Below are 24,826 nucleotides of genomic sequence, written 5' to 3' on the forward strand. Positions count from 1 at the left end.
TTGCGTTCGCGGGGTTGTGGGGTTGCGGGTCGCGAGGTTGTGGGTCGCAGGGTTGCGGGTCGCGGGGTGGCGGGGTTGCGGGTTGTGAGGTCGCGGGGTTGCGGGCACCGCGGTTGTGGCACCGCCGACGCCCAGCGCGACTAGCGGGTTATCGCGAGTCGGAGTCGATGAGGTGTTTGCCGCCGACCAGGATGACCTTCACGGTCCGCTTCTTCATTTCCTCGCCCGCGGCGGTGCTCGTGGTGACGTCGACCGGCACGTTCACTGAGCCGTCCGAGTTGGCGGTCACGCCTCGGGCGTTGCGGGAGCTGACGTACTTGAACTGGCCCCAGTACTCGTCGAATGCCGCTCGGTCGGCGAAGGCCGCCTTGCCGTTGGGGCCGAGCATGTTCCAGCGGTCGTCGAGGGACGCCTTGCCGTAGTAGGCGATGACCAGCTCGCCCGCGGCCGGATAGCTGGTGACCTTCTCCGCACCCGTCACCGCCGTCGACGGTGTGGTGCTGGGCCGATCCGACGATGAGGACGACGGGGGTGACGCGTCGGCGGTGTCGCCCTTCGCGGCGTTCATCGCGATGAACGCGATGGTGCCGCCGATCAGCAGCAGCACACCCACGACCGCCGCGATCAGCTTGGTGCGCACCGGGTCGGGCTGCCTGCGGGCGGGCGCGGGCCGCTTGGGCTCGGGGACGTAAGCGGTCGCGGGCGGCTCGTGGCGGACCGGGCGGGTGTCGTGGTCGGCCTGCCGGGTCGGGCGCCAGTCGTCCTGTTCGGTTGGCCGAGCTGGGCGCCAGTCGTCCTGCTCTGTGGGGCGGGACGAGCGCCAGTCGTGCTGTTCGGCGGGGCGAGCGGGCAGTGGGGCCTGCGGGCGCATCACCGGGCGCACCGGTCTGGTCTGCGGTTCCGCCGCCATCGCCAGCTGCGCCAGCTGGTCGGTCGGCGTCGACAAGGTGGCCGCCGCCTCCGCCATCGTCGGGCGGTTCTCGGGTTCGGTGCGCAGCAACGACATCAGCGTCGACGTGAGCGGCCCGGCGTTCTGTGGGCGGTCGATGCGGCCCGAGGCCACCGCGTGCAGCAAGGCCAGCGGGTTGGGGTTCAAACCGAACGGCGGCGTGCCCTCGACCGCGTGGTACAGCGTGGCGCCGAGGGAGAAGACGTCGGAAGCGTGGCCCGGGTCCTTGCCGCGCGCGATCTCCGGCGCCAGGTAGGCGGGGGTGCCCGCGAGCATTCCGGTCTCGGTGATCGTGCCGTCGCCGAGCGCGCGGGAGATGCCGAAGTCGGTGATCTTCACCGTGCCCTCGCCGGCGAGCAAGATGTTGCCGGGCTTGACATCGCGGTGGACGATCCCGGCCGCGTGCGCGGCGGCGAGGGCCGCGGCGACCTGGTGGCCGATGGAGGCCACCTGCTCCGGCGGGAGCGTGCCGCGCTCGGCCAGGACCGCGGAGAGGCTCTGGGACTCCAGGTACTCCATCACCAGGCACGGGTCGCCGTCGTGTTCGGCGACGTCCAGCATGGCGATGGCGTTGCGGTGCTGCAGCCGCGCGGCGATCCGCGCCTCGCGCATGGCGCGCCTGCGCGCCTCATCGGTCTGGGCGGCGCTCAGGCCCGGCCGGACGTGCAGGTGCTTGATCGCGATGACCCGCCCCAGCCGTTCGTCCTTGGCACGCCACACGACTCCCATGGCTCCGCTGCCGATGGTCTCCAGCAGCCGGTAGCGATCGGCGACAAGCTGACCCTCTTCGATGACCCGGCACTCCTTGGATTCGACGTTGACATGTGACAGTAGCGAACCCGGTCGGACCAACCGCATTGGTCCGGGTAGTCAACCAAGCGATTGTTTGGTTGAATTGGGCCGTGACTCAAGAGCGGATCGCGCTGCGTGACACCGTGCGATTGCTGCTGTCCCGCACCTCGGACGTCCGTACGGCGATGGAGTCCGATCTCGGGTATGACCCAGCCCTCTGGAAACGCCTGTGCTCGGACATCGGCGTCGCCGCGCTGGCCATCCCCGAGCGCTTCGGCGGGCTCGGCGCGGGCATCGCGGAAACCGCCGTGGTCCTGGGTGAACTCGGCCGAACGCTGACACCCGCGCCACTGCTGGGAACCACTCTCGCCACGCACGCGCTGCTGGCCTCCGGCGACGACGACGCATGCGCCCGGCTGCTGCCGGAAGTCGCCACCGGCCGGATCGTGACGCTGGTGTGGTCCGACGCACAGGGAACCTGGCGTGACCCACCCTGCGTAGCGAAGGGACAGTGGGTAACCGGGCAGGCGCATTATGTGCTGGATGGTGACATTGCTGACACGGTATTGGTTTTCGCCTTGGCAGGCCCCGAAATCGGCCTGTTCGAGGTGACGGCGGACGCTCCCGGCTTGGTCAGGACGAGCACCCCCACCCTCGATCCGACACGCAGGCTGACGACTGTCACCGTCGACTCCCCTGCCGTGCGGTTGGGCGGCGACCTGACCTCGGCGCTGCCCCGAATCCGCGACCTCGCTTGCGTCGCGTTGAGCGCGGAACAGGCGGGCGCGGCGGCACACTGTCTCAATGAGACGGTCAGGTACAGCAAGGAGCGGGTCCAGTTCGGCAGGCCGATCGGTTCGTTCCAGGCGTTGAAACATCGTATGGCGGACCTGCACGTGCTCGTGGAGACCGCGCGGGCCACCGCTGAAGCCGCCGCAGAGGCGGATGTGAGTGCACTGCCGGTGCTCGCGGCCGCAGCCAGAATTCATTGCACGGAGGCGTTCCAAACGGTCGCGGCGGAGATGATCCAGTTGCACGGCGGCATCGCCATCACCTGGGAGCACGACGCCCACCTGTACTTCAAACGCGCCCACGGCACTTCGCGGCTATTCGGTCCGGTCAGCGACCATCTCGCCGCGTTTACATCCAGTCGTCATGGCGGGACCAGGTGATCAGGTTTTCCAGGATGCCGGGCGTGGCTTCGGAAGTTTCCGTTGCCGCATAACGCCCGCGGTAGAACAACAAAGGCCGCTCGTCGCGAGGTTCGCTCAGGGTGGTGACGCGGCCGACCACGACGTAATGGTCGCCCGCGTCATGCACGGCCTCGATGGCGCAATCGATCCACACCAGCACGCCGTCCAGCGCGGGCGCCCCGGAGGGTGCCGGATGCCATGGCACGCCCGCGAACTTGTCGGCGCCCTTGGTGCCGAACACGGTGCTGACGTCGCGCTGGTCGTGGGTGAGGACGTTGACGCAGAAGTGGCCCGCCCGTTCGATGGCGGGCCAGGCGCGGGACTGCTTGCCCGGGCAGAACAACACCAGCGGCGGGTCCAGCGACAGCGCCGCGAACGACTGGCAGGCGAAGCCGACCGGCTCACCGCCGTCCATCGCGGCCACCACCGTGACCCCGGTGCAGAAGTGCCCGAGCGCCGCGCGGAACGTGCGGGAGTCGACGGTGGTGGCCACGGTCATCGCATGCCCACGCCGAAGTCATGGCCCCACAAGGAAACCGCGGTGCTCTCGCGGGCGATCCAGTCCTCGTCGTCGACCTGCCTGCCCTCACAACCGAACTCGACGTCGAACCCGCCTGGTGTCTTCATGTAGAACGACAGCATCAGGTCGTTGACGTGCCTGCCGAGCGTCGCCGACATGGGCACCTTGCGCCGCTGCGCGCGGTCCAGGCACAAACCGACGTCGTCGGAATTCTCCACCTCGACCATCAGGTGCACGATCCCGCTCGGGGTCGGCATCGGCAGGAACGCGAGACTGTGGTGGCGCGGGTTGCACCCGAAGAACCGCAGCCAGGCGGGCGGCCCATCGGCCGGGCGACCGACGAGCTGCGGGGGCAACCGCATAGAGTCGCGCAGGCGGAAACCGAGCACGTCGCGGTAGAACCGCAGGGCTGCCTCGTCATCCTTTGTGGACAAAACCACGTGCCCAAGCCCCTGTTCGCCGGTGACGAACCGGTGGCCATACGGGCTGACCACTCGCCGGTGCTCCAAAGCCGCGCCGTGGAACACTTCCAGGGTGTTGCCGGACGGGTCGTCGAACCGGATCAGCTCCGCCACCCGACGATCAGCGAGTTCCTCGGCCGTGCCCTCCTTGAACGCCACCTCGGCGGCGGACAGGTTCGCCCGCACCTCGTCCAGGTCGGCCGCGTTCGCCGCCTCCCAGCCGGACGCCGAGAGCCGGTCGGCCGCACCGGGGACGATCACCAGTCGGGCCGGGAAGTCATCCATCCGCAGGTAAAGCGCTTCCGGGTCACTTCCCTTGCCTTCGACCATCCCCAGGACCTTGAGCCCGTACTCGCGCCACGCGGGCATGTCGGTGGCCTCGATGCGCAGGTACGCCAGGGACCGGATGCCCATCACTTGCTCCCATCGGTAAGGAAGTCCAGCACCAGCCGGTTGAACTCGGCGAACTTCTCCAACTGCGCCCAGTGTCCACACCGGCCGAACACATGCAGTTGCGCGCGCGAGATGAGCTTCAAGGCGACCAGCGCGCCGTCGAGCGGGTTGACCCGGTCCTCGCGCCCCCACACCAGCAGCACCCGCTGCCGCAGCCGGTGCGCCTCGCGCCAGAGCATGCCTTCCTCGAAGGTGTCGGGCCGCATGAAGGACGCGCCCATGGATGCCATGGCGCGCAGCGAGTCCGGGTCCGCGGCGGCTTCGAACCGTTCGGCCACCAGCTCATCGGTGACGAGCGAGCGGTCGAACACCAGGGTCCGCAGGAACTCCGCCAGCTTCTCCTTGGACGGTCCGGGTGGCGCGCCGAACCGGGCGAGCTTCTGCACGCCCTCGGTCGGGTCCGGTGAGAACACGTTGAGGCTCAACCCACCGGGCGCCATCAGCACGAGCCTGCCTGCGCGATCCGGGTGTCGCAGCGCGAACCGCACTGCGGTTCCGCCGCCGAGGGAGTTGCCCACCAGGTCGGCCTTCTCGACGCCGAGCGCGTCCAGTGTGGACAGCAGCGCGTCGGCGCTGAAGGTGAAGTACTGGCCTTTCACCTCGGGCCGGTCGGACTTCCCGTAGCCGGGCTGGTCGATGAGGATGGTCCGGAACCGCTCGGCGAACACCGGGAAGTTCGGGCCGAAGTTGCTCCAGCCGGACGCGCCCGGCCCGCCGCCGTGCAACAGCACCACTGGCGCACCGGAGCCCGATTCCTGGTAGTGCACCCGGTATCCGCCCGCGTCAACGAAGCCAGAGGAAATATCCACAGTGGACGTCATCAGACCCACGCGTCCCGCACCGGCAGACCGAGCTCGGACTGCCCGTACATGGCCAGGGCCTTCTCCGGGTCGTTGATGGCGTGGACCCGGCCCGCGTGCGCGTCGCGCCAGAAGCGCTGGATGGGGGTGCCCGCCTTCAGTGCGCGCCCGCCCGCGCTCTCGAACAGCCGGTCCACCGCGCCGATCGCGGCGCCGGTGGCGTTGACCTGGTCGCGGCGCACCCGCATCCGCAGCGTCATCGGGATCTTCTCCCCCGCCTCGGCGTAGGCGAGTTCCTCGTTGATATCGCGCTCGATCGCGCTGATGGCGCCGTCGATGCGGCTCGCGGCGTCGGCGATGCGCAGCTGAGTGAAGGAGTCGTCGGCCGCCTTGCCACCGGTGGACGCGCGGACCCGCTCCCGGGTGTAGCCGATGTACGCGTCGTAGGCGCCCATGGCCATGCCGATGACCGGCACGGAGATGGAGCACGAGAAGACCGAGGCGAACGGCAGCTTGTAGATGGCCGCTGTGTTGACCGCGTGCCCAGGGCAGACGCACTTGCCGGTGGCCATGAAACTCAGGGTGCGGTGCTCGGGGACGAACACGTCCTCGACGATGATGTCGTTGCTTCCGGTGCCGCGCAGGCCGATGGTGTCCCACACGTCATCGATGGCGTAGTCCGCGCGCGGCAGCAGGAACGTGCGGAAGTCGACCGGGGTGCCGTCCTCGCCGAGGACCAGCCCGCCGAGGAACACCCAGCCCGCGTGGTCGCAGCCGGAGGAGAAGCTCCACCGGCCGCTGAACTGGAACCCGCCGTCGACGGGCTTGGCCCGCCCCATCGGCGCGTACGACGAGGACACCAGGGTGTCGGTGTCCTCGCCCCACACCTCCTGCTGCGCCCGGTCGTCGAACAGGGCCAGCTGCCAGGGGTGCACGCCCAACACCGACGCCACCCAGCCGGTCGAGCCGCAGGCGCCCGCAATCATCCGCACCGCCTGGTAGAACGTGTTCGGCGACGCCTCGTGGCCGTCGAAGCGGGCGGGTTGAAGCAGCTTGAAGAAGCCCGCCTCGCGCAGCGCCTTGATCGACTCCACCGGGATTCGCCTGGCGTCTTCGGTCTCCTGGGCCCGCTCACGCAGGCCGGGAAGCAGGTCGCCCACCGCGGCTAGGACGTCGTCACTCATCGACCGCACCCCAAACTGAAACGTGTTCTGCTGATACCAGTCAGACTAGAACACGTTCTCGTTTGTGTCGACAGGTCGCCGGTCAGACCGGCGACCCACCGCCCCTGGCCCGGTCCCAGTGGCCGCCATGAACCCAGGTCAACAGCCGGGTCCAGGTATCAGCACGCAGCGACAGCGTTCGACTCGCGTTGTCGCGCAGGGACGATCCAGTCCCGCGGACAGCGACCAGGACGCAGTTGCCGGTCGTGCAGAAGCTGCTTCTGCGATAGACGACAGCCATGATGACGACTCCTCGCTCGGTGAACGTGCCGAACGGGGTCGCGCCAAAGGAACCTGTCACTGAGGGTGACACGACCCTCGAACAATCAGGTTAGCGTTCGATAACTAGCGCGGGCTATCGACCAACCGGGGCATCGCAGTGGGGCCGTTTGTCACTGCGGGATAGTCGAATTCGCCGTGTTTCACGCCTTGGGTGAACGCGATCCACTCATCCGGGGTGAACACGTGCGGCGGCAGCGACTCGTCTTTGGAGTCACGCAGCGAGACATCACCGTTGTCCAGGACGGCGACCTCGACGCAGGCGCCAGTAGAGCAGAAGCTGCTCTTCCGATAGATGATCATTGAGCTGGTTGGTCCTTGCTCGTGTAGGTGCCGATCATTGAGCTGATCTTCGCCCGGCTTTCCTCCACGCTGAGGCACTTGCGACCGAGGTCGTCGAAGAGCCGCGCGTAGCGGAGGACGTCGGATTCCTGCTCCAGCCACCGATCGCCCGCGCCGAGCTCGATGTGGACCGAGTTGCGGTCGTACTCGCTCTCGAACGTGAAAACGACGAAGGTGCACTGGTTTCCCAGGTCGGGCCCGGCGGAGAAGGGGTAGATCCGCAGGGTCACGTCCTGGCGTTCGCTCGCCTCGAGGAGGGCACGCAGCTGACCGTCCATGACCTCGGGGCCGCCGACCATCCGGTGCAGCGTCGCCTCGTCCATGATCGCGCTGACGCGCGGTTTGTCCTCGCGTTCGGCGAACGAAGCCTGCCTGCCGAGCCGCAGGTCGACCCGCTTCTGCAGGGCCTGCTCGGTGTCGCGCGGGTAGAGCGCCCGGAACAGCTCGCGCGCGTACTCGGCGGTCTGGAACACGCCGGGGATGACCGACTGGACGCAGTAGCGCAGATTGGTCGCCTCGGACTCCAGCGCGATGAAGGTGTCCATGTTGGTGGACACGATCTCGGAGAGGTCCTGCCACCACGCCTGCCTGCGCCCGTCGCCCGCGAGCCGGACCAGCCGGTCGATCAGCTTCTGGTCGTCGACCTCGTAGAGGGCGAGCAGATCGCGGACGTCGCGCTGCTTGGGGATGCCGCGGCCGGTTTCGAGCCTGCTGACCTTGGAGACGCTGCACTCGAGTTTCTCGGCGGCGTCCTCGAGGTGCATCCCGGCGGCTTCCCGGAGCTCGCGCAGGAGCTGTCCGAGTCGCCGTCTGGGGATCAGTGGCCCCTGGGACGGCATCGCCCCTCCTCGAACGTCTTGCGGTCACCGTGCAATTGCGGGACGCGTTTGCCTCGGCCGATGCCGCGTGACGGTACACCAGGATCCTCGGAGATCCGCACGTCGTGCTGCACCGATCGGGTGGATTTGACCTGATTGTGTCATGCAATTGCATGAGGGCATTGCTTCGTTCCCTCTCATAACGCAACCTGAGAGTGGACACGCGTCACATCCAAGCCGGGAATCGGGTCCCGGCCGGTGGAGGGGAGGACGCGCGATGACCACCAGAAGGATCACCACTCTCGCGCTCGCCGCCGCGCTCATGGCCGGATGCACAGGCCCCGAGGCGGGCGAAGCGGGAACGACGCTGCTGATCGCGATGACCGCCGTGGCCAACGAGCCCCGGCCCGCGCTCACCACCCTGGCCCGCCAGGAGCTCTCCGCGGCCATCAACAGCGACCGCGCCGCGCTGCGGATCGTGCTCAGCGGGACCGAGCGGCCCGTGGTCGTGGACGAGCGCGACCTGCGGCTGCGGCGCGGCACCCAGATCGAACACGACCCGGGCAGACGGGCCGACCTCGCGGGGCGCGAACTGGACCGGGTCGCTGGCGTGCTTTCCAACGGTGCCAGCAACTCCGCGCACCTGGACCTGCTCACCCTGCTCGACCACATCGCCCGCACGCCCGGCCGGGTCACCGCCGTGGTGATCTCGTCCGGCCTGCAGACCACCGGACCGCTCGCGGTGGACCGGCTCGACTGGGACCACGTCGGCGCCGACTCGGTGACCGATCAGGCCCGGTCCTTGGGCCTGGTCCCGGATCTGCGAGGCAAGCGGGTGGTGTTCGCCGGGCTCGGGGAAGTCGCCCGCCCGCAGGACACGCTGTCCCCGCCGCTGCGCAGTCGGTTGGTCGACATGTGGTTGAAGCTCTGCCGCGCAGGCGGCGGGGAGTGCGTCAGCGACAGCGATCCGGCCGTCGGTGGGCCGCCGCTGTCGACGACGCCGGTGCCGACGGTTCCGGTGCCGCAGCCGCCGCCGATCCCGGCTGAGCCGAAGGCGGTCAACCTGCCCAGCGACATCCTGTTCGGCCCGGACTCGGCGGTGCTGCTGCCCACCGCGGAGCCACTGCTGGCCCGGCTCGCGGCGGCGACACCGCCGGGGGCGCGGGTGAGTCTCGTGGGGCACACCGCGTCGGTCGGGCCCGCGGAGTCGGCCCGGGAGTTGAGCAGGCAGCGGGCGGCGGCGGTGCGCGACGGGCTGGTTCGGCTCGGCGTGCCCACGGCGGCGATCACGGTCGACGGGGTCGGCTACGACCAGCCGCTGGTCGCCGACCGGGACGCGGCGGGAGCGCTGATTCCCGCCGCGGCGCAACAGAACCGGACTGTCACGGTCAGTCTGCGGTGAAAGGAGTACGCCATGACACGACGAATCCGCCACCTGCCACTGTCGATGTGGCTGCGGCACCCGGTGCGCTCGGGTGCGGTCGCGTTCCTGGCCCGTCGGGGGGCGCAAGACCACGCCGAGATCGAACACGAAGCCAACGGGCAGGCCGCCGCGAGCCGGGTGGTCGGCAGGCGCGGCAGGCGAATCGGCAGGCTGTGCGAGCGTTCGATGACCGCCGCGATCCGCGCGACCTGGCACCTGGAGAACGCGCTGATCGCCGATGACCGCCCGCATATCCTCGGTGGCAGGCGATCCGCACGGCACGCCAACGCGGAGAAGGGCTGGTCGGCGACCGGCCGGACCGCGCGGCGCGATCTCGTGTCGACCCTGCGGACGATCCAGCGTGATCAGGACGCGGGGGTCACCGTGCACCAGCATTCGCGCAGTTCAGTGGTGACGGTGTTCGCCTACGTGCTCTTAGCCGTCGACGCGGTGGCGCTGTTCGCGGTGTTCAGCCTGCTGCTCAACATCGACTGGGCCGCGCCCGCCACCGCGCCGCTGGTCACCGCCGCCGCGTTCTCCGTGTTCGGCGCCGGGGTGCAGGCGAAACTGGCGGTGGAGCTGGGGAAGCGGATCTGGTCCTGGCGGGTGGCGAGCGCGCACCGGGCGCCTGACGGGCTCGATCCGCATGACCCGGCGGAGGAGTTTCCGCCGCGGGGGTTCGTGGTCGCCGTGTCGGCGACGGTGTTGGGGCTGGTCAGTGTGTTCGCGGCGTTGTCCATCCTGTTGCGGGTGCGGCATGAGGGCGAGCTTGTCGGGCAGGTCGGAGTCGCCACGGTGGTCGGGCTGGTTCTGGCTGGGTGTGCGATCGCGGCGCCGTGGATTCTGGTGCAGCAGGAGGCTTTTGACGGCTCTCCACTCACCCGGCGGGCAGGCGCGTTGACCCGGGTTGTTCAGGCCGCCGACGAGTCTCGGTTCCGGGCGCTTCGGCTTGGGGATCGGGACATCGCCAAGGCGCGGCGGCTCGACGCCCGGGCCCGCAGGAACTACGGACGGGTGGAACTAAGGGTCGGCCAGTGCTATGCCCGCAGGCATCGGGCGATTCTGCTGGCCCGGGAGCTGGGTTCGGTGGAGATTCCCAGCCCCCGGCCGGACAGCACGCCGCCACGGGCCGCCTTGCCGATCCGCGTGCCGGTCGACCTCGGCTACCTGACGACCGCGTTGGACCAGTCGGACACTGCGATCGAGGAAGCTCGGGCTGCCCGGGCAGCGCTCACCGCGCGGCTGTCGCCGCCTGCCGAGCGGTTCGATCCCGAGCTGTACATGTCATGAGGCTTCCCGCCGAAGCTCCAGGGCTATGTCGATGAGTTGGTCCTCCTGCCCACCGACCAGCTTGCGTTCTCCGGCGCGCACCAAGATCTGCGCGCCGGAGACGCCGTAGCGCTCCGCTTGGCGGTAGGCGTGGCGCAGGAAGCTGGAGTAGACACCCGCGTAGCCCATCATCAGGGCCATCCGGTCGAGCAGGCACTCCTGGGGCATGGCTGGGCGCACGACGTCCTCGGCGGCGTCGACTATCGCGAAGAAGTCGACGTCGGTGCGGATGCCGAGTTTGTCGCACACCCCGACGAACGCCTCCACCGGCGTGTTTCCCGCTCCCGCACCGAATCGGCGGGTGCTGCCGTCGATCTGGACCGCACCGGCACGGGCGGCGGCGATGGAATTCGCGACGCCCAGGCCGAGGTTTTCGTGGCCGTGGAAGCCGACCTGCGCGTCGGTGCCAAGTTCTGTGACGAGCGCGGCCACCCTGTCCGCGACCTGTTCGAGCACCAGGGCGCCCGCCGAGTCGACGACGTAGACGCACTGGCAGCCCGCGTCGGCCATGATCCTTGCCTGCTTTGCCAATGCTTCCGGCGGTTGCGAGTGGGCCATCATCAGGAAGCCCACGGTCTCCAGTCCCCGCTCACGCGCCAAACCGAAGTGCTGCACCGAGATGTCCGCCTCCGTGCAGTGGGTGGCGATCCGGCAGATCGACGCGCCGTTGTCCTGGGCGATCAGGATGTCGTCCTTCACCCCGACGCCGGGGAGCATCAGGAAGGCGATCTTGGCGCGCTTGGCCGTGTCCACCGCGACCTTGATGAGGTCCTGTTCCGGGGTGGTCGAGAAGCCGTAGTTGAACGACGAGCCTCCCAGCCCGTCGCCGTGCGCGACCTCGATGACCGGCACACCCGCTCCATCGATGGCGGACACCATCGCGCGGGCCTCATCGAGGGTGAACTTGTGCCGCTTGTGGTGCGAGCCGTCGCGCAGCGAGGTGTCGGTGACGCGGACGTCGAGGGAGTCGGAAAAGGTGATGGGCAGCAACGGTCTAGTCCCCTCGCGTGGCTAGCAGTTCGCCGACGCGGGTGGCGGCGGCGGTCATGATGTCGAGGTTCCCGGCGTAGGGCGGGAGGAAGTCCCCGGCACCCTCGACTTCGACGAAGACGGTGACCCTGGCTGGTCCGCCGTCGTCGGTCGGGTCGAACTGGGGGTCGGACAGCAGCCGGTAGCCGGGCACGTAGGTGGCGACCTCGGCGACCATGTCGTGCACCGACTGGGCGATCTTGTCGGTGTCGGCGTCCTCGGGGATGGCGCAGAAGATGGTGTCGCGCATGACCATCGGCGGGTCGGAGGGATTGAGCACGATGATCGCCTTGCCGCGTTCGGCGCCGCCGACCACCTCGATGCCGCGGCTGGTGGTGCGGGTGAACTCGTCGATGTTGGCCCTGGTGCCCGGACCGGCCGACGCGGAGGAGACGGTGGCGACGATTTCCGCGTAGGACACGGGAACCACGCGGGACACGGCGGCGACGATCGGGATGGTGGCCTGTCCGCCGCAGGTGATCAGGTTGACGTTGCCCGCGTCGCGGTGCTCCCCCAGGTTGACCGGCGGCACGACGTACGGGCCGATCGCGGCGGGGGTCAGGTCGACCACCGGGATACCCGCCTCGGCGAAGCGCGGCGCGTTCGCCCGGTGCACATACGCCGACGTGGCCTCGAAGATGAGGTCCGGCAGGGGGTCCTGGGCGAGCAGCCAGTCGACGCCCTCGGCGCTGGCCTCGACACCGAGGTCGCGCGCGCGGGCCAGGCCCTCGCTCGCCGGGTCGACGCCGATCATCCAGCGCGGCTCGATCACCGGGGAGCGCAGGAGCTTGTAAAGCAGGTCGGTGCCGATGTTGCCGGACCCGACGATCGCGGCGGTCGTCTTGCTCACTGGGCACTCCGTCCGAAGTGGAGGGATACGTCGCCGAGTCCGGCGAAGGCGGCGACGAACGTGTCGCCGGGTCGCGCGTCGATCGCGCGGGTGCAGGAGCCGGGCAGGACCACGTGGCCCGCCTTGAGCCGGACGCCGAAGGACGCGACCTTGCGCGCCAGCCAAGCGACCGCGACGACCGGGTCGCCGAGGACCGCGTCCGACCTGCCCGCCGCGACATCCTCGCCGTTTCGGGTCAGCACGGCGTCGATGCCTTTGGTGTCCACCTCACTGGGGCGGACCCGGGCGTCGCCGAGGACGAAGCCCGCGGAGGACGCGTTGTCGGCGATGGTGTCCGCGATGCTGATCTTCCAGTCGAGGATCCGGCTGTCGATCAGCTCGATGCTGGGGACCAAAGCCTCGGTGCGTTCCAGGACGTCGGCCTCCGTGCAGTCCTCGCCGGGAAGGTCGTCACCGAGGATGAAGCCGACCTCGACCTCCACCCGGGGATAGCAGTAGCGACCGGCGTCGACCGGGGTTCGCTGGTCAAGACGCATGTCGGCGAGCAGGTGACCGTAGTCGGGCTCGTCGACGCCCATCATCTGCTGCATCGCCGCCGACGACAGCCCGACCTTGTGGCCGACCACCGCCGCCGTGCGCCGCCGGATGTTGATCAGCTGGATCTCGTAGGCATCGGCGGGGTCGAGCTCGGGGTAGGCCAGGACCAGCGGGTCGATCGGCGCCCGCCCGGTCTCGGCGGCCCGCAGCAGGTCCGCCAGCTGGGTGCGTTCGTCAGCCGTGAGCAAGGGAATCTCCCATCGGGACAGCGAGGGACTGGCCGGCGCGGCGGCCGGAGAACACGCAGTCGGCGAGCGAGAGCCCGCTGACGTAGGACTCGGAGCAGAGGCCGACCGCCGACCGGCCCGCGGCGTACAGCCCGGCAACGGTCCCGCCGTCCTCGCGCAGGACTTGGCCGGTGGTCTCGTCGACGCGCAGGCCGCCGAGGGTGAGCATCGGGCAGGGGTAGCCGATCGAGGGTCGGATGGAGACATCGATCAGCGAGAAGGGTCCGGTGGTGAGCGGCCGGACCAGGTCGGCGGGCTTGCCAAGCGGGTCGGTCTCGGCGGCGTTGTAGGCGGCGAGGGTGCGGGCGAGGCCGTCAGCGTCGACACCGGCTTCGCGTGCGGCCTCGGAGAGAGTCTTTCCGCGCACCCGCGCGACTTTCAGCAGGTAGCGGACCTGCAGGTACTGGAACCACAGCGACTGCGAGCGGGCCTGGGCGCGAGCGGCGCGCACGCCTTGCTCGTCGATCAGCAACCAGCCTTTGCCGCCGTGTCGGGTGATCAGCTCGTGGCCGATGGCCGCGCCATACCGCGACTCATCGCAGATCCGGTCGCCGCGCTCGTTCACCAGGACGCCTTCGAGGAGCGCCGAGGGCGGGGTGATGAACCGCCACGCCGACACCTTGTCCATCGCCCCGACCGCGCCGCCAACCGACTGGCCGAGGCGAATGCCCGAGCCGTCGTCGCCCGACGTGCCGAGCGGCAGGCCGCCGCGGTACGCGGGTGCGTGTTCGCGCAGCATCTCCCGGTTGGCGACGAAGCCGCCCGCCGCGATGACCACGCCCCGGCGAGCGGCGATGGTGACGGTCTTGCCGTGCCGCCGCTCGATCCGCTCGGCCCGCGTGGTCAGCGCCCGGCGCAGGGCCGGGACGTAGAGGCCGGGTTTGGCCGCGTACCTGCCGAGCAGCCGATACCTGAACCGCGCCCACCGGGATGCCTCGGCGAGCGTGCGGCATTCGACACCGGTGACCCGGCCGTCCTCGCTGGTCAGCGCGGTCACCCGAGTCTGCGGCAGGACCCGCGCCCCGGCGCGCGTAGCCGATTCCGCGAGGCGCGAGTAAAGGAGCTTTCCGGAAGTCCCGGAGCCCTTCGCGCGGTGGCCGCGGGGTGCGGGGTCGGGGCTGAGGGAGCGCTCGCTGCCGGAGTAGTAGAGGTAGTAGTCGTTCGTCGGGTAGGAGGTCTTGGTCGGGCACACGCTGCCCTCGAACGGGACCCCCTGCTCCTTGAGCCACTCGATCGACTCGGCCGAGCCGTCGACGAACGCGCGCAGGGTGGCCGGGGTGACCGCGTCGCCGACTTCGAGCCGCAGGTACGCCGCCATGGCCTCCGCGGTGTCGGTGACGCCCGCCTCCCGCTGGACCGACGTCCCGCCTCCCGCGTAGACCACGCCCCCGCTGGCCGCGGTCGCGCCCCCGCCGCCGAAGCGGTCGAGCACGAGCACGTCAGCGCCCCCGGCGGCGGCTTCGATGGCCGCGCAGGCCCCGGCGGCACCGAACCCGATGACCACGACATCGGCCGACTCTTGCAACTCGTTCCTCCTGCGAATCCGCAGTTCCCGTAGCGCTCGACGGAACAGAACTATAACCTGTTCTAGTATTGTGCGGAACGGTGAGACGACCGGAGGTGGACATGCCCGACGCGACCGACCTCGATGCCGACTGCGACATCGACCACGACACCGCCTATGACGTCGTGGTGGTCGGCAGCGGGGCAGCGGGCATGACCGCGGCACTCGCCGCGGCCCGGCGCGGGCTGCGGACGGTGCTGGTCGAGAAGGCCGCGACCTACGGCGGCTCGACGGCCAGGTCCGGCGGCGGGGTGTGGGTGCCGAACAACCCGGCCCTGCTCGCCGCGGGGGTGCCCGACAGCCCGGAGCAGGCACGGGACTACCTCGCGCACATCGTCGGCGACGTGGTCCCCGAGGATCGGCGGCAGGCCTTCCTCGACAATGGGCCCGCCGTGGTGTCCTTCGTGCTGGCGAACACGCCGCTGGAGCTGGCCTGGGTGCCGGGCTATTCCGACTACTACCCCGAGGCGCCCGGCGGACTGCCCGGTGGCCGGTCGGTGGAGCCGAAGCCGTTGGACGCCAAGCTGCTCGGCGCCGACCGCGCGCGACTCAACCCGCCGTACCTCAAGGCGCCCACGGGGATGGCGATCACCCAGGCCGACTACAAGTGGATGAACCTGATGGCCCGGCACCCGCGCGGACTGCTGCGGACGATGCGGGTCGCGGGCAGGCGGATGCTGTCGCTGCTGCGCCGGCGCGAGATGCTGACCATGGGGCAAGCGCTTTCGGCCGGTCTTCGGGTCGGCCTGAGCCGGGCCGGTGTGCCACTGCTGCTGGAGACACCGTTGGTCGACCTGTGCGTCGAGGACGGCCGGGTCACGGGTGTCGAAGTCGCGCGCGGCGAGGAGAAAGTCGTGCTGCGGGCCCGGCACGGCGTGGTGCTGACGTCGGGTGGGTTCGAGCGCAACGAGCGGATGCGCAAGGAGTACCAGCGCGAGCCGATCACGGCGGACTGGACCGTGGGCGCGGTGGAGAACACCGGCGACGGCATCGAAGCGGGCCTGCGCGCGGGCGCGGCGGTCGACCTGATGGACGACGCGTGGTGGGGTCCGTCGATCGAACTGCCGCGCGGGCCGTACTTCTGCCTCGCCGAGCGGACGCTGCCGGGCTGCGTCCTGGTGAACCAGGCCGGAGAGCGGTTCGTCAACGAGGCCTCGCCCTACGTCGACGCCGTGCACGCGATGTATGACGGCCACACCGAGGACAAGCCGCACATCCCGGCGTGGCTGATCCTGGACCAGCGCTACCGCAACCGGTACGTCTTCGCCGGACTCGGCCCCCGCCAACCGCTCCCCGGCAAGTGGTTCAAGTCCGGTGCCCTGCACAAGGCCGCCACACTGGGCGAGCTGGCCAAGCGGATCGACGTCCCGACGGATGCGTTGGTGTCCACTGTGGAGCGGTTCAACGGCTTCGCCAGGACCGGGCGGGACGAGGACTTCCAGCGCGGCGAGAGCGCCTACGACCGCTATTACGGCGATCCGCGCAACAAACCCAACCCGTGCCTGGGCCCGGTGGACAAGGCGCCGTTCTACGCGGTGCGCATCGTTCCCGGCGACCTGGGCACCAAGGGCGGGCTGCGCACCGACACCCACGCCCGGGTCCTGCGCGGGGACGGCACGGCGATCCCGGGGTTGTACGCGGCGGGCAACGCGAGCGCGGCCGTCATGGGCCACACGTACGCGGGGCCGGGCGCGACGCTCGGTCCCGCCATGGTTTTCGGCTACCTGGCGGCGCAGGATATCGCCGACCGGGCAGGTACCACTGGAGGAACGCGATGACGCAGGCCGAACAGCCCGTCCGGACCATCGACGTGGGCGCCCCGCCCGCGCGCTTCGCCCGCGGCTGGCACTGCCTCGGCCTGGCCGAGTCGTTCCGCGACGGCAAGCCGCACGCGATCGAGGCCTTCGGCACCAAGCTCGTGGTGTTCGCCGCCGAGGACGGCACGCTGAACGTGCTCGACGGCTACTGCAGGCACATGGGCGGCGACCTCACCCAGGGCACGGTCAAGGGCGACAACATCGCCTGCCCGTTCCACGACTGGCGCTGGGCGGGCAACGGCAAGTGCGCCGCGATTCCTTACGCCAAGCGGATTCCGCTGCGCGCCCGGACCCGGTCGTGGCTGACCCAGGAGCAGAACGGGCAGCTGTTCGTCTGGAACGACCCGGAAGGGAACCCGCCGCCGGAGAACGTCGTCATCCCGAAGATCGATGGCGCGTTCTCCGACGAGTGGAGCAACTGGACCTGGGACAGCGTGCGGATCGACGGCGCGAACTGCCGGGAGATCATCGACAACATGGTCGACATGGCGCACTTCTTCTACATCCACTTCGCCTTCCCGACCTTCTTCAAGAACATCTTCGAAGGCCACATCGCCACCCAGTACTTGAACTCGCGCGGCAGGCCGGACGTGCACTCGAAGTCCAACTACGCCTCGGAGGATCTCGCGCTGCGCTCGGAGGCGTCGTACTACGGGCCGTCGTACATGATCAATTACCTGTGGAACGACTACAAGGGCACGGTGATCGAGACCGTGCTGATCAACTGCCACTACCCGGTCAGCGAGAACTCGTTCGTGCTGCAGTGGGGGGTGATCGTCAAGCGGCTGCCGGGCGTCTCACCGGAGGACGCCGACCGGATCGCGGGCAAGTTCGCGAAGAGCTTCAGCGTCGGGTTCCTGCAGGACGTGGAGATCTGGCGGAACAAGACCCGCATCGACAACCCGCTGCTGTGCGAGGAGGACGGCCCGGTCTACCAGCTTCGCCGCTGGTACGAGCAGTTCTACGTCGACGCCGCCGAGGTCAGCGACGACATGACCAGGCGCTTCGAGTTCGAAGTGGACACCACCAGGGCGAACGAGGTGTGGGCCAAGGAGGTCGCCGAGAACCTGGCGGCTCGCGAGACCACGGAGTAATGGTGTCCGAGCGGCGGGAGTTCCTGGAGGGCGGCTTGGCGCCGCTGGCCTGCGACCGGTGTGGGACACGGGTGCTGGTCAAAAAGAACAGCGCCCGGCACACCAGTGTCCAGTGGACGACCGACCCCGCCGCGACCTGCCCGGAGTTCGCCGAGGCCGTGGCGGGCGGCGCGGTGAGCGCCTTGGTCGACACCTGTTGGACCCTGCACGCGACGATCGAGCGCGCGGCCCGCGACGGAGAGCTGGAGGTGCCCGGTGAGTGAGCTGACCTCCCACCTGCTCACGGTGGCGGCGGTGGTCGAGGAGACCGCCGACGCCCGGTCGATCGTCTTCGACGCCGACTTCCCCTACGCCCCGGGCCAATTCCTCACCCTGCGGGTGCCCAGCGACCAGTGCGGCTCGGTCGCCCGGTGCTACTCGCTGTCGAGTTCCCCGTATGAGGGCGGCAAACCGCAGGTCACGGTGAAGCGCACCGCGGACGGGTACGCGTCGAACTGGGTGTGCGACAACGTCTCCGCGGGCTCGACGATCGAAGTGCTTCCCCCGTCGGGCATCTTCACCCCGAAGTCACTGGACGCCGACCTGCTGCTGTTCGCGGGTGGCAGCGGAATCACCCCGGTCATGTCGATCCTGAAGTCCGCCCTGGCAGCGGGTTCCGGCCGAATCGTGCTGATCTACGCCAACCGCGACGAGTCCTCGGTGATCTTCGCCCGCGAGCTGCGGGAGCTGGCGGACAAGCACCCCGAGCGGCTGACGGTGATCCACTGGCTGGAGAGCGTGCAAGGCTTGCCCAGCGTGGCCCAGCTCCTTACCCTGGCCCGCCCGTTCGCGACCTACGAGGCCTTCACCTGCGGACCCGCGCCGTTCATGAAGGCCGTCACCGAAGCGCTGAAGACGCTGGGCTTCCCCCGCGAACGCCGCCACCTGGAACGGTTCGCCTCCCTGGGCGCGAACCCGTTCGACCAGGCCGTGACCGCCGCCCCCGATCCGGACGGCGAGAAGGCGGTCGTCGAACTGGAGCTGGACGGCAGACGCCACACCGTCGACTGGCCGGTCACCAGCAAACTCCTGGACGTCCTGCTCGACAAGGGCCTGCCCGCGCCGTACTCCTGCCGGGAAGGCGCGTGCAGCGCTTGCGCGTACCGGCTGGTGTCGGGTGAGGTGAAGCTGCTGAACAACGAGGTGCTGGACCAGGAAGACCTCGACGAGGGCATCCGTCTCGCCTGCCAGTCGGTGCCGGTGACCTCGAAGGTCGAGATCAGCTACGAATGAGGGTGTCGCATGCCAATTGACCCCAAGGTCGCGATCGGGGCGGAACTGCCCGGGACGTCCTTCACCTGGACGGCCTCGGATGTCCTGCTGTACCACCTGGCCCTCGGCGCGGGTGCCGACCCGACGTCGCCTCGGGAACTCCGGTACGCGCTTGAGGACGACCTCCGAGTGCTCCCCACGTTCGGTGTCGTGGCGCCGAGCCTGCGGGTGTTCGAGCCGCCGTCCGTGTCGTTTCCGGGTATCTCGGTCGACTTGGCGAAGGTGCTGCACGGCAGCCAGGGGATCACCGTGCACGGGCCGATCCCGGCCGACGGCAAGGCCCGGATCGACTCGCGGATCGTCGAGGTGTGGGACAAAGGAAAGGCGGCCGTGATCGTCCAGGAGGCGACCGCGACCAGCCCGGAGGGCGTGCTGCTGTGGACGACCCGTTCCAGCATCTTCGCCCGGGGTGAGGGCGGGTTCGGCGGCGAACGCGGGCCCGCCACCGTCGCGTTCGAGCCCTCTCGGGAGCCCGATTTGGTGATCGACACGCCAACCCTTCCGCAGCAGGCGCTGCTGTACCGGCTGTGCGGGGACCGCAATCCCCTGCACGCGAGCCCGGAGTTCGCCGCCGCGGCGGGCTTTCCCGCACCGATCCTGCATGGGCTGTGCACGTACGGGATCGTGGCGAAGGCGATCACGGACGCCGCGCTCGACGGCGACGCCACCCGCGTGCGGTCCTTCGAGGCGCGGTTCGCCGGTGTGGTCTATCCGGGCGAGACACTGCGGACGTCGATGTGGGCGGACGGCGACAAGATCCACGCGACCTCTGTCGTGGCTTCCCGCGACGACACTCCGGTCCTGAGCGGGATCACGCTGGCGGCGACAGAATCAGCGCGCTGGTAGGCACCCCGGTTCCGGCGGTGACCACGACGTTGCGCACGGCGGCGACCTGATTCGCCGCCGTGCCGCGAATCTGGCGGACTCCCTCGGCGATCCCGTTCATACCGTGGATGTACGCCTCACCGAGCTGCCCGCCATGCGGGTTGAGCGGGAGCCTGCCGTCCAGTTCCAGAGTGCCGTCGGCGATGAAGTCCTTTGCCTCGCCGGGTTTGCAGAAGCCGAGCTCTTCGAGCTGGACCAACACGAACGGGGTGAAGTGGTCGTAGAGCACCGCCACCGACATGTCTTCCGGCGACAGGCCCGACTGGCCCCAGAGCTGCCTGCCGACCAGGCCCATCTCAGGCAGGCCGGTGAGGTCCGGCCGGTAGTAGCTGTTCATCACGTACTGGTCGGTCCCACTGCCCTGCGCGGCGGCCCGCACGATCGCGGGCCGGTGCGGCAGGTCACGGGCCCGCTCGGCGGAAGTGACGACCAACGCCACCCCGCCGTCGCTCTCCTGGCAGCAGTCCAACAGCCGCAGCGGCTCGGCGATCCAGCGTGAGGACTGGTGGTCGTCGAGGGTGATCGGCCTGCCGTGGAACCAGGCGTGCGGGTTCGTGGCCGCGTGTTTGCGGTCGACCACCGCGATCCGGCCGAAGTCCTCGCTGGTGGCGCCGTACTCATGCATGTACCGCCGGGCGAACATCGCGACCGTGGCCGCGGGCGTGCCCAAGCCCATCGGGTAGTGCCAACCGTTGTCCACGCCGGTCGACGTCGGCTGCTGCGCGGCGGCGGCCTGGACCCGGCCGAAGCGTTGACCCGATCGCTCGTTGAAAGCCCGGTAGCACACGACGACCGACGCGATTCCGGTCGCGACGGCCATCGCGGCCTGCTGGACGGTCGCGCACGCGGCGCCGCCGCCGTAGTTGATCCGACTGAAGAACGACAGCTCCGGGATTCCGACCTCACGGGCGACCGCGATCTCGGAGTTGGTGTCCATGGTGAAAGTGACCAGACCGTCCACATCGGACGGCGACAGTCCCGCGTCCGCGATGGCCGAGCGCACGCACTCGGCGGCGAGCCGGAGTTCGGTGCGGCCGGAGGCCTTGGAGAACTCGGTGGCGCCGATGCCGACGATCGCGGCCGCGCCGGACAGCGTGCTCACTAGGCCACCTCACAGGTTCGGTGGCTCCACTCGCGAAGGCACTGTGACATTGATTCGCTCGCAAGCTCGCTCATGGCAGCTCCACCCGGACCGTCCCGGTGACGTGGTCGCCGATGCTGTTGCGCCCCACCACGTTCACCACGACGAGACTCCCCTCACGTTCGCTGACCTGGCCGCTGAACGTGAGCGTCTCGTTGGCGTAGCACGGCACGCCCAACCGGATCGCGATGCCACGCACCAAGGCATTCGGGCCCGCCCAGTCGGTCACGAACCGCTGCACCAGGCCGGTGTCGGTGAGGATGTTGAGGAAGATGTCCTTCGACCCACGCGCCACAGCCGCGTCGCGGTCGTGGTGGACGTCCTGGTAGTCGCGGGTGGCGATGGCCGTGCTGACCACGAACGTCGGCGTCACCTCGACGACCAGCTCGGGCAGGGTGTCCCCGACGGCGACCGTCATGACCGCACCCGCCAGACCGGCAGGGTGAGCTCGTCGTCGATCCGCTGGAAGTCCACCCGCACCGGCAATCCGACCCGCACGTCCGCCGAGTCCGCGTCGATCAGCTCGGCCAACAACCGCACTCCTTCGGCCAGTTCCACCAGCGCCACCACGAACGGCAGCCGCTTGCCGGGCATCGGCGGGTGGTGGTGCACGACAAAGCTGTAGACCTCGCCGACGCCCTGCGCCACGACATAGGTCAGTTCCGTCGACCCGCAGGCAGCGCACATCGGGCCGGGCGGGTGCCGAACCTCGCCGCAGGCCACGCACTTCTGGATCCGCAGCTCGCCTCGTCGCGTGCCCGCCCAGAAGAACTCCGTGTCCAGGCTGACCACCGGCCGCAGCACCTCGCCGACCGGTTCCTCGACGGGCGGGCGGAACTTGAGCACCCGGAACAACATCTCCGCCACCGGCTCATCGCCGACGTACCAGGTGCTGACCGTGGTGACGAACCAGCCCTCACCCAGCGCAGTCCGCTTGGGGCCCACCACCTCGGTCAGCCGCGCGCCGACCGTGACCTCGTCGCCCGGACGCAGATAGCGGTGGTAGGTCTGCTCGCAGTTCGTCGCGACCACCGAGGTGAAACCCGCCTCGTCGAGCACGGACACCATGGCGCCCAAGGGATCGTCGGCCGGGCGGGTGCCACGCAGGCCGAACATCGTCCACACCTGGGCCATCGCGGGCGGCGCGACGAGTCCACCGTGGACGGACTCGGCGGCGGCCACCGGGTCGGTGTAGACCGGGTTGGAGTCACCGAGCGCCTCGACCCAGTGCCGGACCATGGGCACGTTCACCGGGTCCGGGGCGGCCCGCCGCGACGACTCGCCGCGGGCGATGACCTCGTCGGCCACTTCCCGGATCATCGCGGCACCCGAGGCAGCTTCAGGCCGACGGTGGCGATCAGCTCCCGTTGGATCTCGTTCACGCCGCCGCCGAAAGTCAGCACCAGGTTGCGCTTGGCCTGCGCGTCGAGCCAGCGCACCAGGTCCGCGGTGTCCGGGTCGGCGGGATCACCGTGCCTGCCCACGATCTCCTCCAACATCCGGCACGCGCGCTGGGTGCGCTCGGAGGCGAACACCTTCGTGGCCGAGGCGTCGGCAACGTCGACCGGTCCGTCGACGGCAGCGACCTGCCAGTTGAGCAGCTCGTTGACCCGCACCCACGCCGACACCTGGGCCAGCGTGGTGCGGACGTCGTCGAACGACAGGATGGGCGCACCGTCCGGGCCTTTGGTCGAGCCCGCCCAGTCACGCACCCGGTCGCACAGCCCGGCGAGCCTGCCCGCCGGTCCGAGCATGACCCGCTCGTGGTTGAGCTGGGTCGTGATCAGCCGCCAGCCCTCGTTCTCCTGGCCCACCAACATGTCCACCGGGACCCGAACGTCGCTGTAATAGGTGGCGTTGACATGGTGCGCGCCGTCGCAGGTGATGATCGGCGTCCAGCTGAACCCCGGGTCGGTGGTGTCCAGGATGAGAATCGAGATCCCCTTGTGCCGCGGCGCGTCCGGGTCGGTGCGGACCGCGAGCCAGATGAAGTCGGCGTCGTGGGCGCCGGTGGTGAAGATCTTCTGTCCATTGACCACATAGGACTCGCCATCGCGGACCGCGGTGGTGCGCAGCGACGCCAGGTCGGTGCCCGCCTCCGGTTCGGTGTAGCCGATGGCGAAGTGCACCTCGCCCGCGAGGATGGCGGGGAGGAAGCGTTCCTTCTGCTCCGGTGTGCCGTACCGCTGCAGCGTCGGCCCCACGGTCTGCAGCGTGACGTAGGGCAGCGGGATGTCGGCGCGCGCCGCCTCGTTGACGAAGATCTGCTGCTCGACACCGCCGAACCCGCGCCCGCCGAACTCCGTCGGCCAGCCGACTCCGAGCCGGCCGTCTCGGCCCATCCGCCGGACGACGTCGCGGTACACGGCGCCGTGCCGCTCGGTCAGCATGAGGTCGCGTTCGGCCTGGGTGAGCAGACCGGCGAAGTAGGCCCGCAGCTCGTCGCGCAGCGCGCGCTGGGTGTCGGTGAGGTCGAGGAGCATGGTCACCCTCCTACCGCGGCCAGGCGATCTAGCCGCTGGCCCGCGCCGCCGACGAAACGGGCCAGGTCCTTGCCCGTCGAGTAGTACCGGTGCATGGGGTACGCGGCGTCGACGCCGAGCCCGCCGTGCAGGTGGTGGCAGACCTGCAGCGCGGCGGGCAGTTCCTCGGCCAGCCAGTAGGCGGCGACGTCGAGGTCATACCCGGCGTCGCGGCCGGAGTCGAGCCGCCAGCAGGCCGACCGCGCGGCCAGGTGCAGGGTCCGGGCGCAGGTGTAGACGTCGGCGATCTGCTGGGCCACGGCCTGGAAGGTGGCCAGCGGCTTGCCGAACTGCTCGCGCCGCCGCACGTGCTCGGTAGTCAGGTCCAGCGCTCCCGCGGCAAGCCCGTCAGCGACCGCGCAGGCGCCCGCCAGGGCGAACCGGTTCAGCTCCCGGGCGGCTTGACCGCTCGGGTCGCGGCCCAGCAGGTCGCCCGCCGAGACCACGACGTCGGCCAGGTCCATTGTGTACTCCGGCATCCCGGACGAGGTCGACGTCGGCGTGAGCCGCACCCCGGCCGCGTCCGGCGCGATGAGCAGGACACCCGCCACACCGCCGCCGCGGATGGTGGCCGGGACAAGGATCTGGGCCGCTTCGGCCGCGTAGGGGACGCCGATCTTGGTGCCGGACACCAGGAACCGGTCGCCGTCGCGCCGGGCAACGGTGGTCGGCACCGCGGGCAGCGACACCGAGGGCTCCCTCGTCGCCGCGGTGAGCAGTGCATCACCGGTCGCGACCGCGCACAGGTGCGCGTCCTGCTGGGCATGGGTGCCGAGGCGGGCCAGGGGCAGCACGCCGAGTGCCAGGGTCGCGAGGGCGGGCAGTGCCGCGGCGCGGCGGCCCACCTCGGTCAGCACGAGCGAGGTCTCCAGGACGCCGAGGCCGTCCCCGCCGAGCCGGAGCGGCATGGCCAGGGCGACCAACCCCGCCCGGACCAGGTCCGGCCAGTGGGTGTCGTCGCGGGCCAGCACTTCCGCGGCGAGCGCGGCCACCGCCGACCGCGTTTCGTCGAGTCCGAAGTCCACGCCGCCTCCGAAATTGGAACCTGTTCTAGTTTTAGCCGACCAGCCCGCCCATCGCAAGAGCTTTGGCCCAGGAACGCGTTTTACCCGGACGATCCAGCCGCTAGGCCGAATGGACTAACTTGGGATCGGCGAATGACACAATCTGTAACAAGCCCACAAAACGGCGCGAGTCTCCGCTTAAG

General features: G+C 69.7%; 25 protein-coding genes. 8 read left to right on the forward strand and 17 right to left on the reverse strand.

Annotated elements, in window-relative coordinates; all coding sequences use genetic code 11:
* Window positions 1-148: 148 nt before the first annotated feature.
* Window positions 149-1,807, reverse strand: a complete 1,659-nt coding sequence (locus tag C8E96_RS02885; protein ID WP_091381802.1) for a serine/threonine-protein kinase — start codon at window positions 1,805-1,807, stop codon at window positions 149-151.
* Between C8E96_RS02885 and C8E96_RS02890 the strand changes: the two genes are divergently transcribed.
* Window positions 1,807-2,913 (forward strand): acyl-CoA dehydrogenase family protein, encoded by a 1,107-nt coding sequence (locus C8E96_RS02890; RefSeq protein WP_228770174.1) that lies wholly within the window; start codon window positions 1,807-1,809, stop codon window positions 2,911-2,913. The genes C8E96_RS02885 and C8E96_RS02890 overlap by 1 nt on opposite strands.
* On the opposite strand, the gene hsaB is transcribed toward C8E96_RS02890, so the two are convergent.
* The 7 genes from hsaB to C8E96_RS02925 form a co-directional block, all read right to left on the reverse strand.
* Window positions 2,882-3,433, reverse strand: coding sequence for a 3-hydroxy-9,10-secoandrosta-1,3,5(10)-triene-9,17-dione monooxygenase reductase subunit (hsaB, locus tag C8E96_RS02895; RefSeq protein WP_091381799.1), 552 nt, complete (start codon window positions 3,431-3,433; stop codon window positions 2,882-2,884). The genes C8E96_RS02890 and hsaB overlap by 32 nt on opposite strands.
* On the reverse strand, window positions 3,430-4,329 hold the full coding sequence (gene hsaC, locus C8E96_RS02900) for an iron-dependent extradiol dioxygenase HsaC (RefSeq protein ID WP_091381797.1): 900 nt from the start codon (window positions 4,327-4,329) through the stop codon (window positions 3,430-3,432). Before hsaC ends, hsaB begins: the two co-directional genes overlap by 4 nt.
* Window positions 4,329-5,189: a 4,5:9,10-diseco-3-hydroxy-5,9,17-trioxoandrosta-1(10),2-diene-4-oate hydrolase gene (hsaD, locus tag C8E96_RS02905; protein ID WP_091381795.1), complete on the reverse strand. Its 861-nt coding sequence runs from the start codon at window positions 5,187-5,189 to the stop codon at window positions 4,329-4,331. Before hsaD ends, hsaC begins: the two co-directional genes overlap by 1 nt.
* The gene (gene hsaA / locus C8E96_RS02910; RefSeq protein WP_091382035.1) at window positions 5,189-6,352 is read right to left on the reverse strand and encodes a 3-hydroxy-9,10-secoandrosta-1,3,5(10)-triene-9,17-dione monooxygenase oxygenase subunit; all 1,164 of its coding nucleotides are present in this window, start codon (window positions 6,350-6,352) and stop codon (window positions 5,189-5,191) included. The genes hsaD and hsaA overlap by 1 nt, the downstream gene beginning before the upstream one ends.
* 82 nt (window positions 6,353-6,434) lie before the next feature.
* Window positions 6,435-6,632 (reverse strand): DUF397 domain-containing protein, encoded by a 198-nt coding sequence (locus tag C8E96_RS02915; protein ID WP_133794137.1) that lies wholly within the window; start codon window positions 6,630-6,632, stop codon window positions 6,435-6,437.
* A 104-nt stretch (window positions 6,633-6,736) separates the two neighbouring features.
* Window positions 6,737-6,973: a DUF397 domain-containing protein gene (locus C8E96_RS02920; protein ID WP_091381793.1), complete on the reverse strand. Its 237-nt coding sequence runs from the start codon at window positions 6,971-6,973 to the stop codon at window positions 6,737-6,739.
* Entirely contained in the window at window positions 6,970-7,851 is an 882-nt protein-coding gene (locus C8E96_RS02925) for a helix-turn-helix domain-containing protein (RefSeq protein ID WP_091381792.1), read from the reverse strand. The genes C8E96_RS02920 and C8E96_RS02925 overlap by 4 nt, the downstream gene beginning before the upstream one ends.
* Before the next feature lie 256 nt (window positions 7,852-8,107).
* On the opposite strand from C8E96_RS02925, the gene C8E96_RS02930 reads away from it, so the two are divergent.
* Both C8E96_RS02930 and C8E96_RS02935 read left to right on the forward strand, forming a co-directional pair.
* Window positions 8,108-9,232: an OmpA family protein gene (locus C8E96_RS02930; RefSeq protein ID WP_166657860.1), complete on the forward strand. Its 1,125-nt coding sequence runs from the start codon at window positions 8,108-8,110 to the stop codon at window positions 9,230-9,232.
* Window positions 9,233-9,244: 12 nt separating this feature from the next.
* Window positions 9,245-10,543: a hypothetical protein gene (locus C8E96_RS02935; RefSeq protein WP_091381788.1), complete on the forward strand. Its 1,299-nt coding sequence runs from the start codon at window positions 9,245-9,247 to the stop codon at window positions 10,541-10,543.
* Here the strand turns inward: C8E96_RS02935 and dmpG are convergent.
* The 4 genes from dmpG to C8E96_RS02955 are packed head-to-tail and all read right to left on the reverse strand — an operon-like array spanning window position 10,538 to window position 14,810.
* The gene (gene dmpG, locus C8E96_RS02940) at window positions 10,538-11,572 is read right to left on the reverse strand and encodes a 4-hydroxy-2-oxovalerate aldolase (protein WP_407642598.1); all 1,035 of its coding nucleotides are present in this window, start codon (window positions 11,570-11,572) and stop codon (window positions 10,538-10,540) included. The genes C8E96_RS02935 and dmpG overlap by 6 nt on opposite strands.
* A gap of 4 nt (window positions 11,573-11,576) precedes the next feature.
* Entirely contained in the window at window positions 11,577-12,461 is an 885-nt protein-coding gene (locus C8E96_RS02945; RefSeq protein WP_091381786.1) for an acetaldehyde dehydrogenase (acetylating), read from the reverse strand.
* Window positions 12,458-13,246 (reverse strand): 2-keto-4-pentenoate hydratase, encoded by a 789-nt coding sequence (locus C8E96_RS02950; RefSeq protein WP_091381784.1) that lies wholly within the window; start codon window positions 13,244-13,246, stop codon window positions 12,458-12,460. The genes C8E96_RS02945 and C8E96_RS02950 overlap by 4 nt, the downstream gene beginning before the upstream one ends.
* Window positions 13,233-14,810, reverse strand: coding sequence for an FAD-binding protein (locus C8E96_RS02955; protein WP_091381782.1), 1,578 nt, complete (start codon window positions 14,808-14,810; stop codon window positions 13,233-13,235). Before C8E96_RS02955 ends, C8E96_RS02950 begins: the two co-directional genes overlap by 14 nt.
* Window positions 14,811-14,911: 101 nt before the next feature.
* Here C8E96_RS02955 and kstD point away from each other — a divergent pair, with 101 nt between their 5' ends.
* The 5 genes from kstD to C8E96_RS02980 are packed head-to-tail and all read left to right on the forward strand — an operon-like array spanning window position 14,912 to window position 19,917.
* Window positions 14,912-16,627, forward strand: a complete 1,716-nt coding sequence (gene kstD, locus C8E96_RS02960; protein WP_091381780.1) for a 3-oxosteroid 1-dehydrogenase — start codon at window positions 14,912-14,914, stop codon at window positions 16,625-16,627.
* Entirely contained in the window at window positions 16,624-17,760 is a 1,137-nt protein-coding gene (locus C8E96_RS02965) for a Rieske 2Fe-2S domain-containing protein (protein ID WP_091381778.1), read from the forward strand. The genes kstD and C8E96_RS02965 overlap by 4 nt, the downstream gene beginning before the upstream one ends.
* Entirely contained in the window at window positions 17,760-18,023 is a 264-nt protein-coding gene (locus C8E96_RS02970; protein WP_091381776.1) for a hypothetical protein, read from the forward strand. The genes C8E96_RS02965 and C8E96_RS02970 overlap by 1 nt, the downstream gene beginning before the upstream one ends.
* Window positions 18,016-19,032, forward strand: coding sequence for a ferredoxin--NADP reductase (locus C8E96_RS02975; protein WP_091381774.1), 1,017 nt, complete (start codon window positions 18,016-18,018; stop codon window positions 19,030-19,032). Before C8E96_RS02970 ends, C8E96_RS02975 begins: the two co-directional genes overlap by 8 nt.
* A 9-nt stretch (window positions 19,033-19,041) precedes the next feature.
* Window positions 19,042-19,917, forward strand: coding sequence for a MaoC/PaaZ C-terminal domain-containing protein (locus C8E96_RS02980; protein ID WP_091381771.1), 876 nt, complete (start codon window positions 19,042-19,044; stop codon window positions 19,915-19,917).
* Here C8E96_RS02980 and C8E96_RS02985 read toward each other — a convergent pair.
* From C8E96_RS02985 to C8E96_RS03005, 5 genes are all read right to left on the reverse strand, one after another.
* Window positions 19,883-21,058: a lipid-transfer protein gene (locus tag C8E96_RS02985; RefSeq protein WP_091381769.1), complete on the reverse strand. Its 1,176-nt coding sequence runs from the start codon at window positions 21,056-21,058 to the stop codon at window positions 19,883-19,885. The two genes, C8E96_RS02980 and C8E96_RS02985, sit on opposite strands and share 35 nt — an antisense overlap.
* Before the next feature lie 70 nt (window positions 21,059-21,128).
* A complete protein-coding gene (locus tag C8E96_RS02990; protein ID WP_091381767.1) occupies window positions 21,129-21,515 on the reverse strand; it encodes a MaoC family dehydratase in 387 nt (128 codons plus the stop codon).
* The gene (locus tag C8E96_RS02995) at window positions 21,512-22,417 is read right to left on the reverse strand and encodes a bifunctional MaoC family dehydratase N-terminal/OB-fold nucleic acid binding domain-containing protein (protein WP_091381765.1); all 906 of its coding nucleotides are present in this window, start codon (window positions 22,415-22,417) and stop codon (window positions 21,512-21,514) included. Before C8E96_RS02995 ends, C8E96_RS02990 begins: the two co-directional genes overlap by 4 nt.
* Window positions 22,414-23,580, reverse strand: coding sequence for an acyl-CoA dehydrogenase family protein (locus C8E96_RS03000; protein ID WP_091381763.1), 1,167 nt, complete (start codon window positions 23,578-23,580; stop codon window positions 22,414-22,416). Before C8E96_RS03000 ends, C8E96_RS02995 begins: the two co-directional genes overlap by 4 nt.
* Window positions 23,581-23,582: 2 nt before the next feature.
* Complete coding sequence (locus C8E96_RS03005) at window positions 23,583-24,644, reverse strand: acyl-CoA dehydrogenase family protein (protein WP_091381761.1); 1,062 nt, start codon at window positions 24,642-24,644, stop codon at window positions 23,583-23,585.
* Window positions 24,645-24,826 lie beyond the last annotated feature (182 nt).

Source organism: Actinokineospora alba, from assembly GCF_004362515.1.
Taxonomy (GTDB): Bacteria; Actinomycetota; Actinomycetes; order Mycobacteriales; family Pseudonocardiaceae; genus Actinokineospora; species Actinokineospora alba.

Bases quoted from the DNA above. Each gene is read 5' to 3' on its own strand.
- C8E96_RS02885 (WP_091381802.1), bottom strand. From the start codon at position 1,807: ATGCGGTTGGTCCGACCGGGTTCGCTACTGTCACATGTCAACGTCGAA.
- hsaB (WP_091381799.1), bottom strand. From the start codon at position 3,433: ATGACCGTGGCCACCACCGTCGACTCCCGCACGTTCCGCGCGGCGCTC.
- hsaC (WP_091381797.1), bottom strand. From the start codon at position 4,329: ATGGGCATCCGGTCCCTGGCGTACCTGCGCATCGAGGCCACCGACATG.
- hsaD (WP_091381795.1), bottom strand. From the start codon at position 5,189: ATGACGTCCACTGTGGATATTTCCTCTGGCTTCGTTGACGCGGGCGGA.
- hsaA (WP_091382035.1), bottom strand. From the start codon at position 6,352: ATGAGTGACGACGTCCTAGCCGCGGTGGGCGACCTGCTTCCCGGCCTG.
- C8E96_RS02915 (WP_133794137.1), bottom strand. From the start codon at position 6,632: ATGGCTGTCGTCTATCGCAGAAGCAGCTTCTGCACGACCGGCAACTGC.
- C8E96_RS02920 (WP_091381793.1), bottom strand. From the start codon at position 6,973: ATGATCATCTATCGGAAGAGCAGCTTCTGCTCTACTGGCGCCTGCGTC.
- C8E96_RS02925 (WP_091381792.1), bottom strand. From the start codon at position 7,851: ATGCCGTCCCAGGGGCCACTGATCCCCAGACGGCGACTCGGACAGCTC.
- C8E96_RS02930 (WP_166657860.1), top strand. From the start codon at position 8,108: ATGACCACCAGAAGGATCACCACTCTCGCGCTCGCCGCCGCGCTCATG.
- C8E96_RS02935 (WP_091381788.1), top strand. From the start codon at position 9,245: ATGACACGACGAATCCGCCACCTGCCACTGTCGATGTGGCTGCGGCAC.
- kstD (WP_091381780.1), top strand. From the start codon at position 14,912: ATGCCCGACGCGACCGACCTCGATGCCGACTGCGACATCGACCACGAC.
- C8E96_RS02965 (WP_091381778.1), top strand. From the start codon at position 16,624: ATGACGCAGGCCGAACAGCCCGTCCGGACCATCGACGTGGGCGCCCCG.
- C8E96_RS02970 (WP_091381776.1), top strand. From the start codon at position 17,760: ATGGTGTCCGAGCGGCGGGAGTTCCTGGAGGGCGGCTTGGCGCCGCTG.
- C8E96_RS02980 (WP_091381771.1), top strand. From the start codon at position 19,042: ATGCCAATTGACCCCAAGGTCGCGATCGGGGCGGAACTGCCCGGGACG.
- C8E96_RS02990 (WP_091381767.1), bottom strand. From the start codon at position 21,515: ATGACGGTCGCCGTCGGGGACACCCTGCCCGAGCTGGTCGTCGAGGTG.
- C8E96_RS02995 (WP_091381765.1), bottom strand. From the start codon at position 22,417: ATGATCCGGGAAGTGGCCGACGAGGTCATCGCCCGCGGCGAGTCGTCG.
- C8E96_RS03000 (WP_091381763.1), bottom strand. From the start codon at position 23,580: ATGCTCCTCGACCTCACCGACACCCAGCGCGCGCTGCGCGACGAGCTG.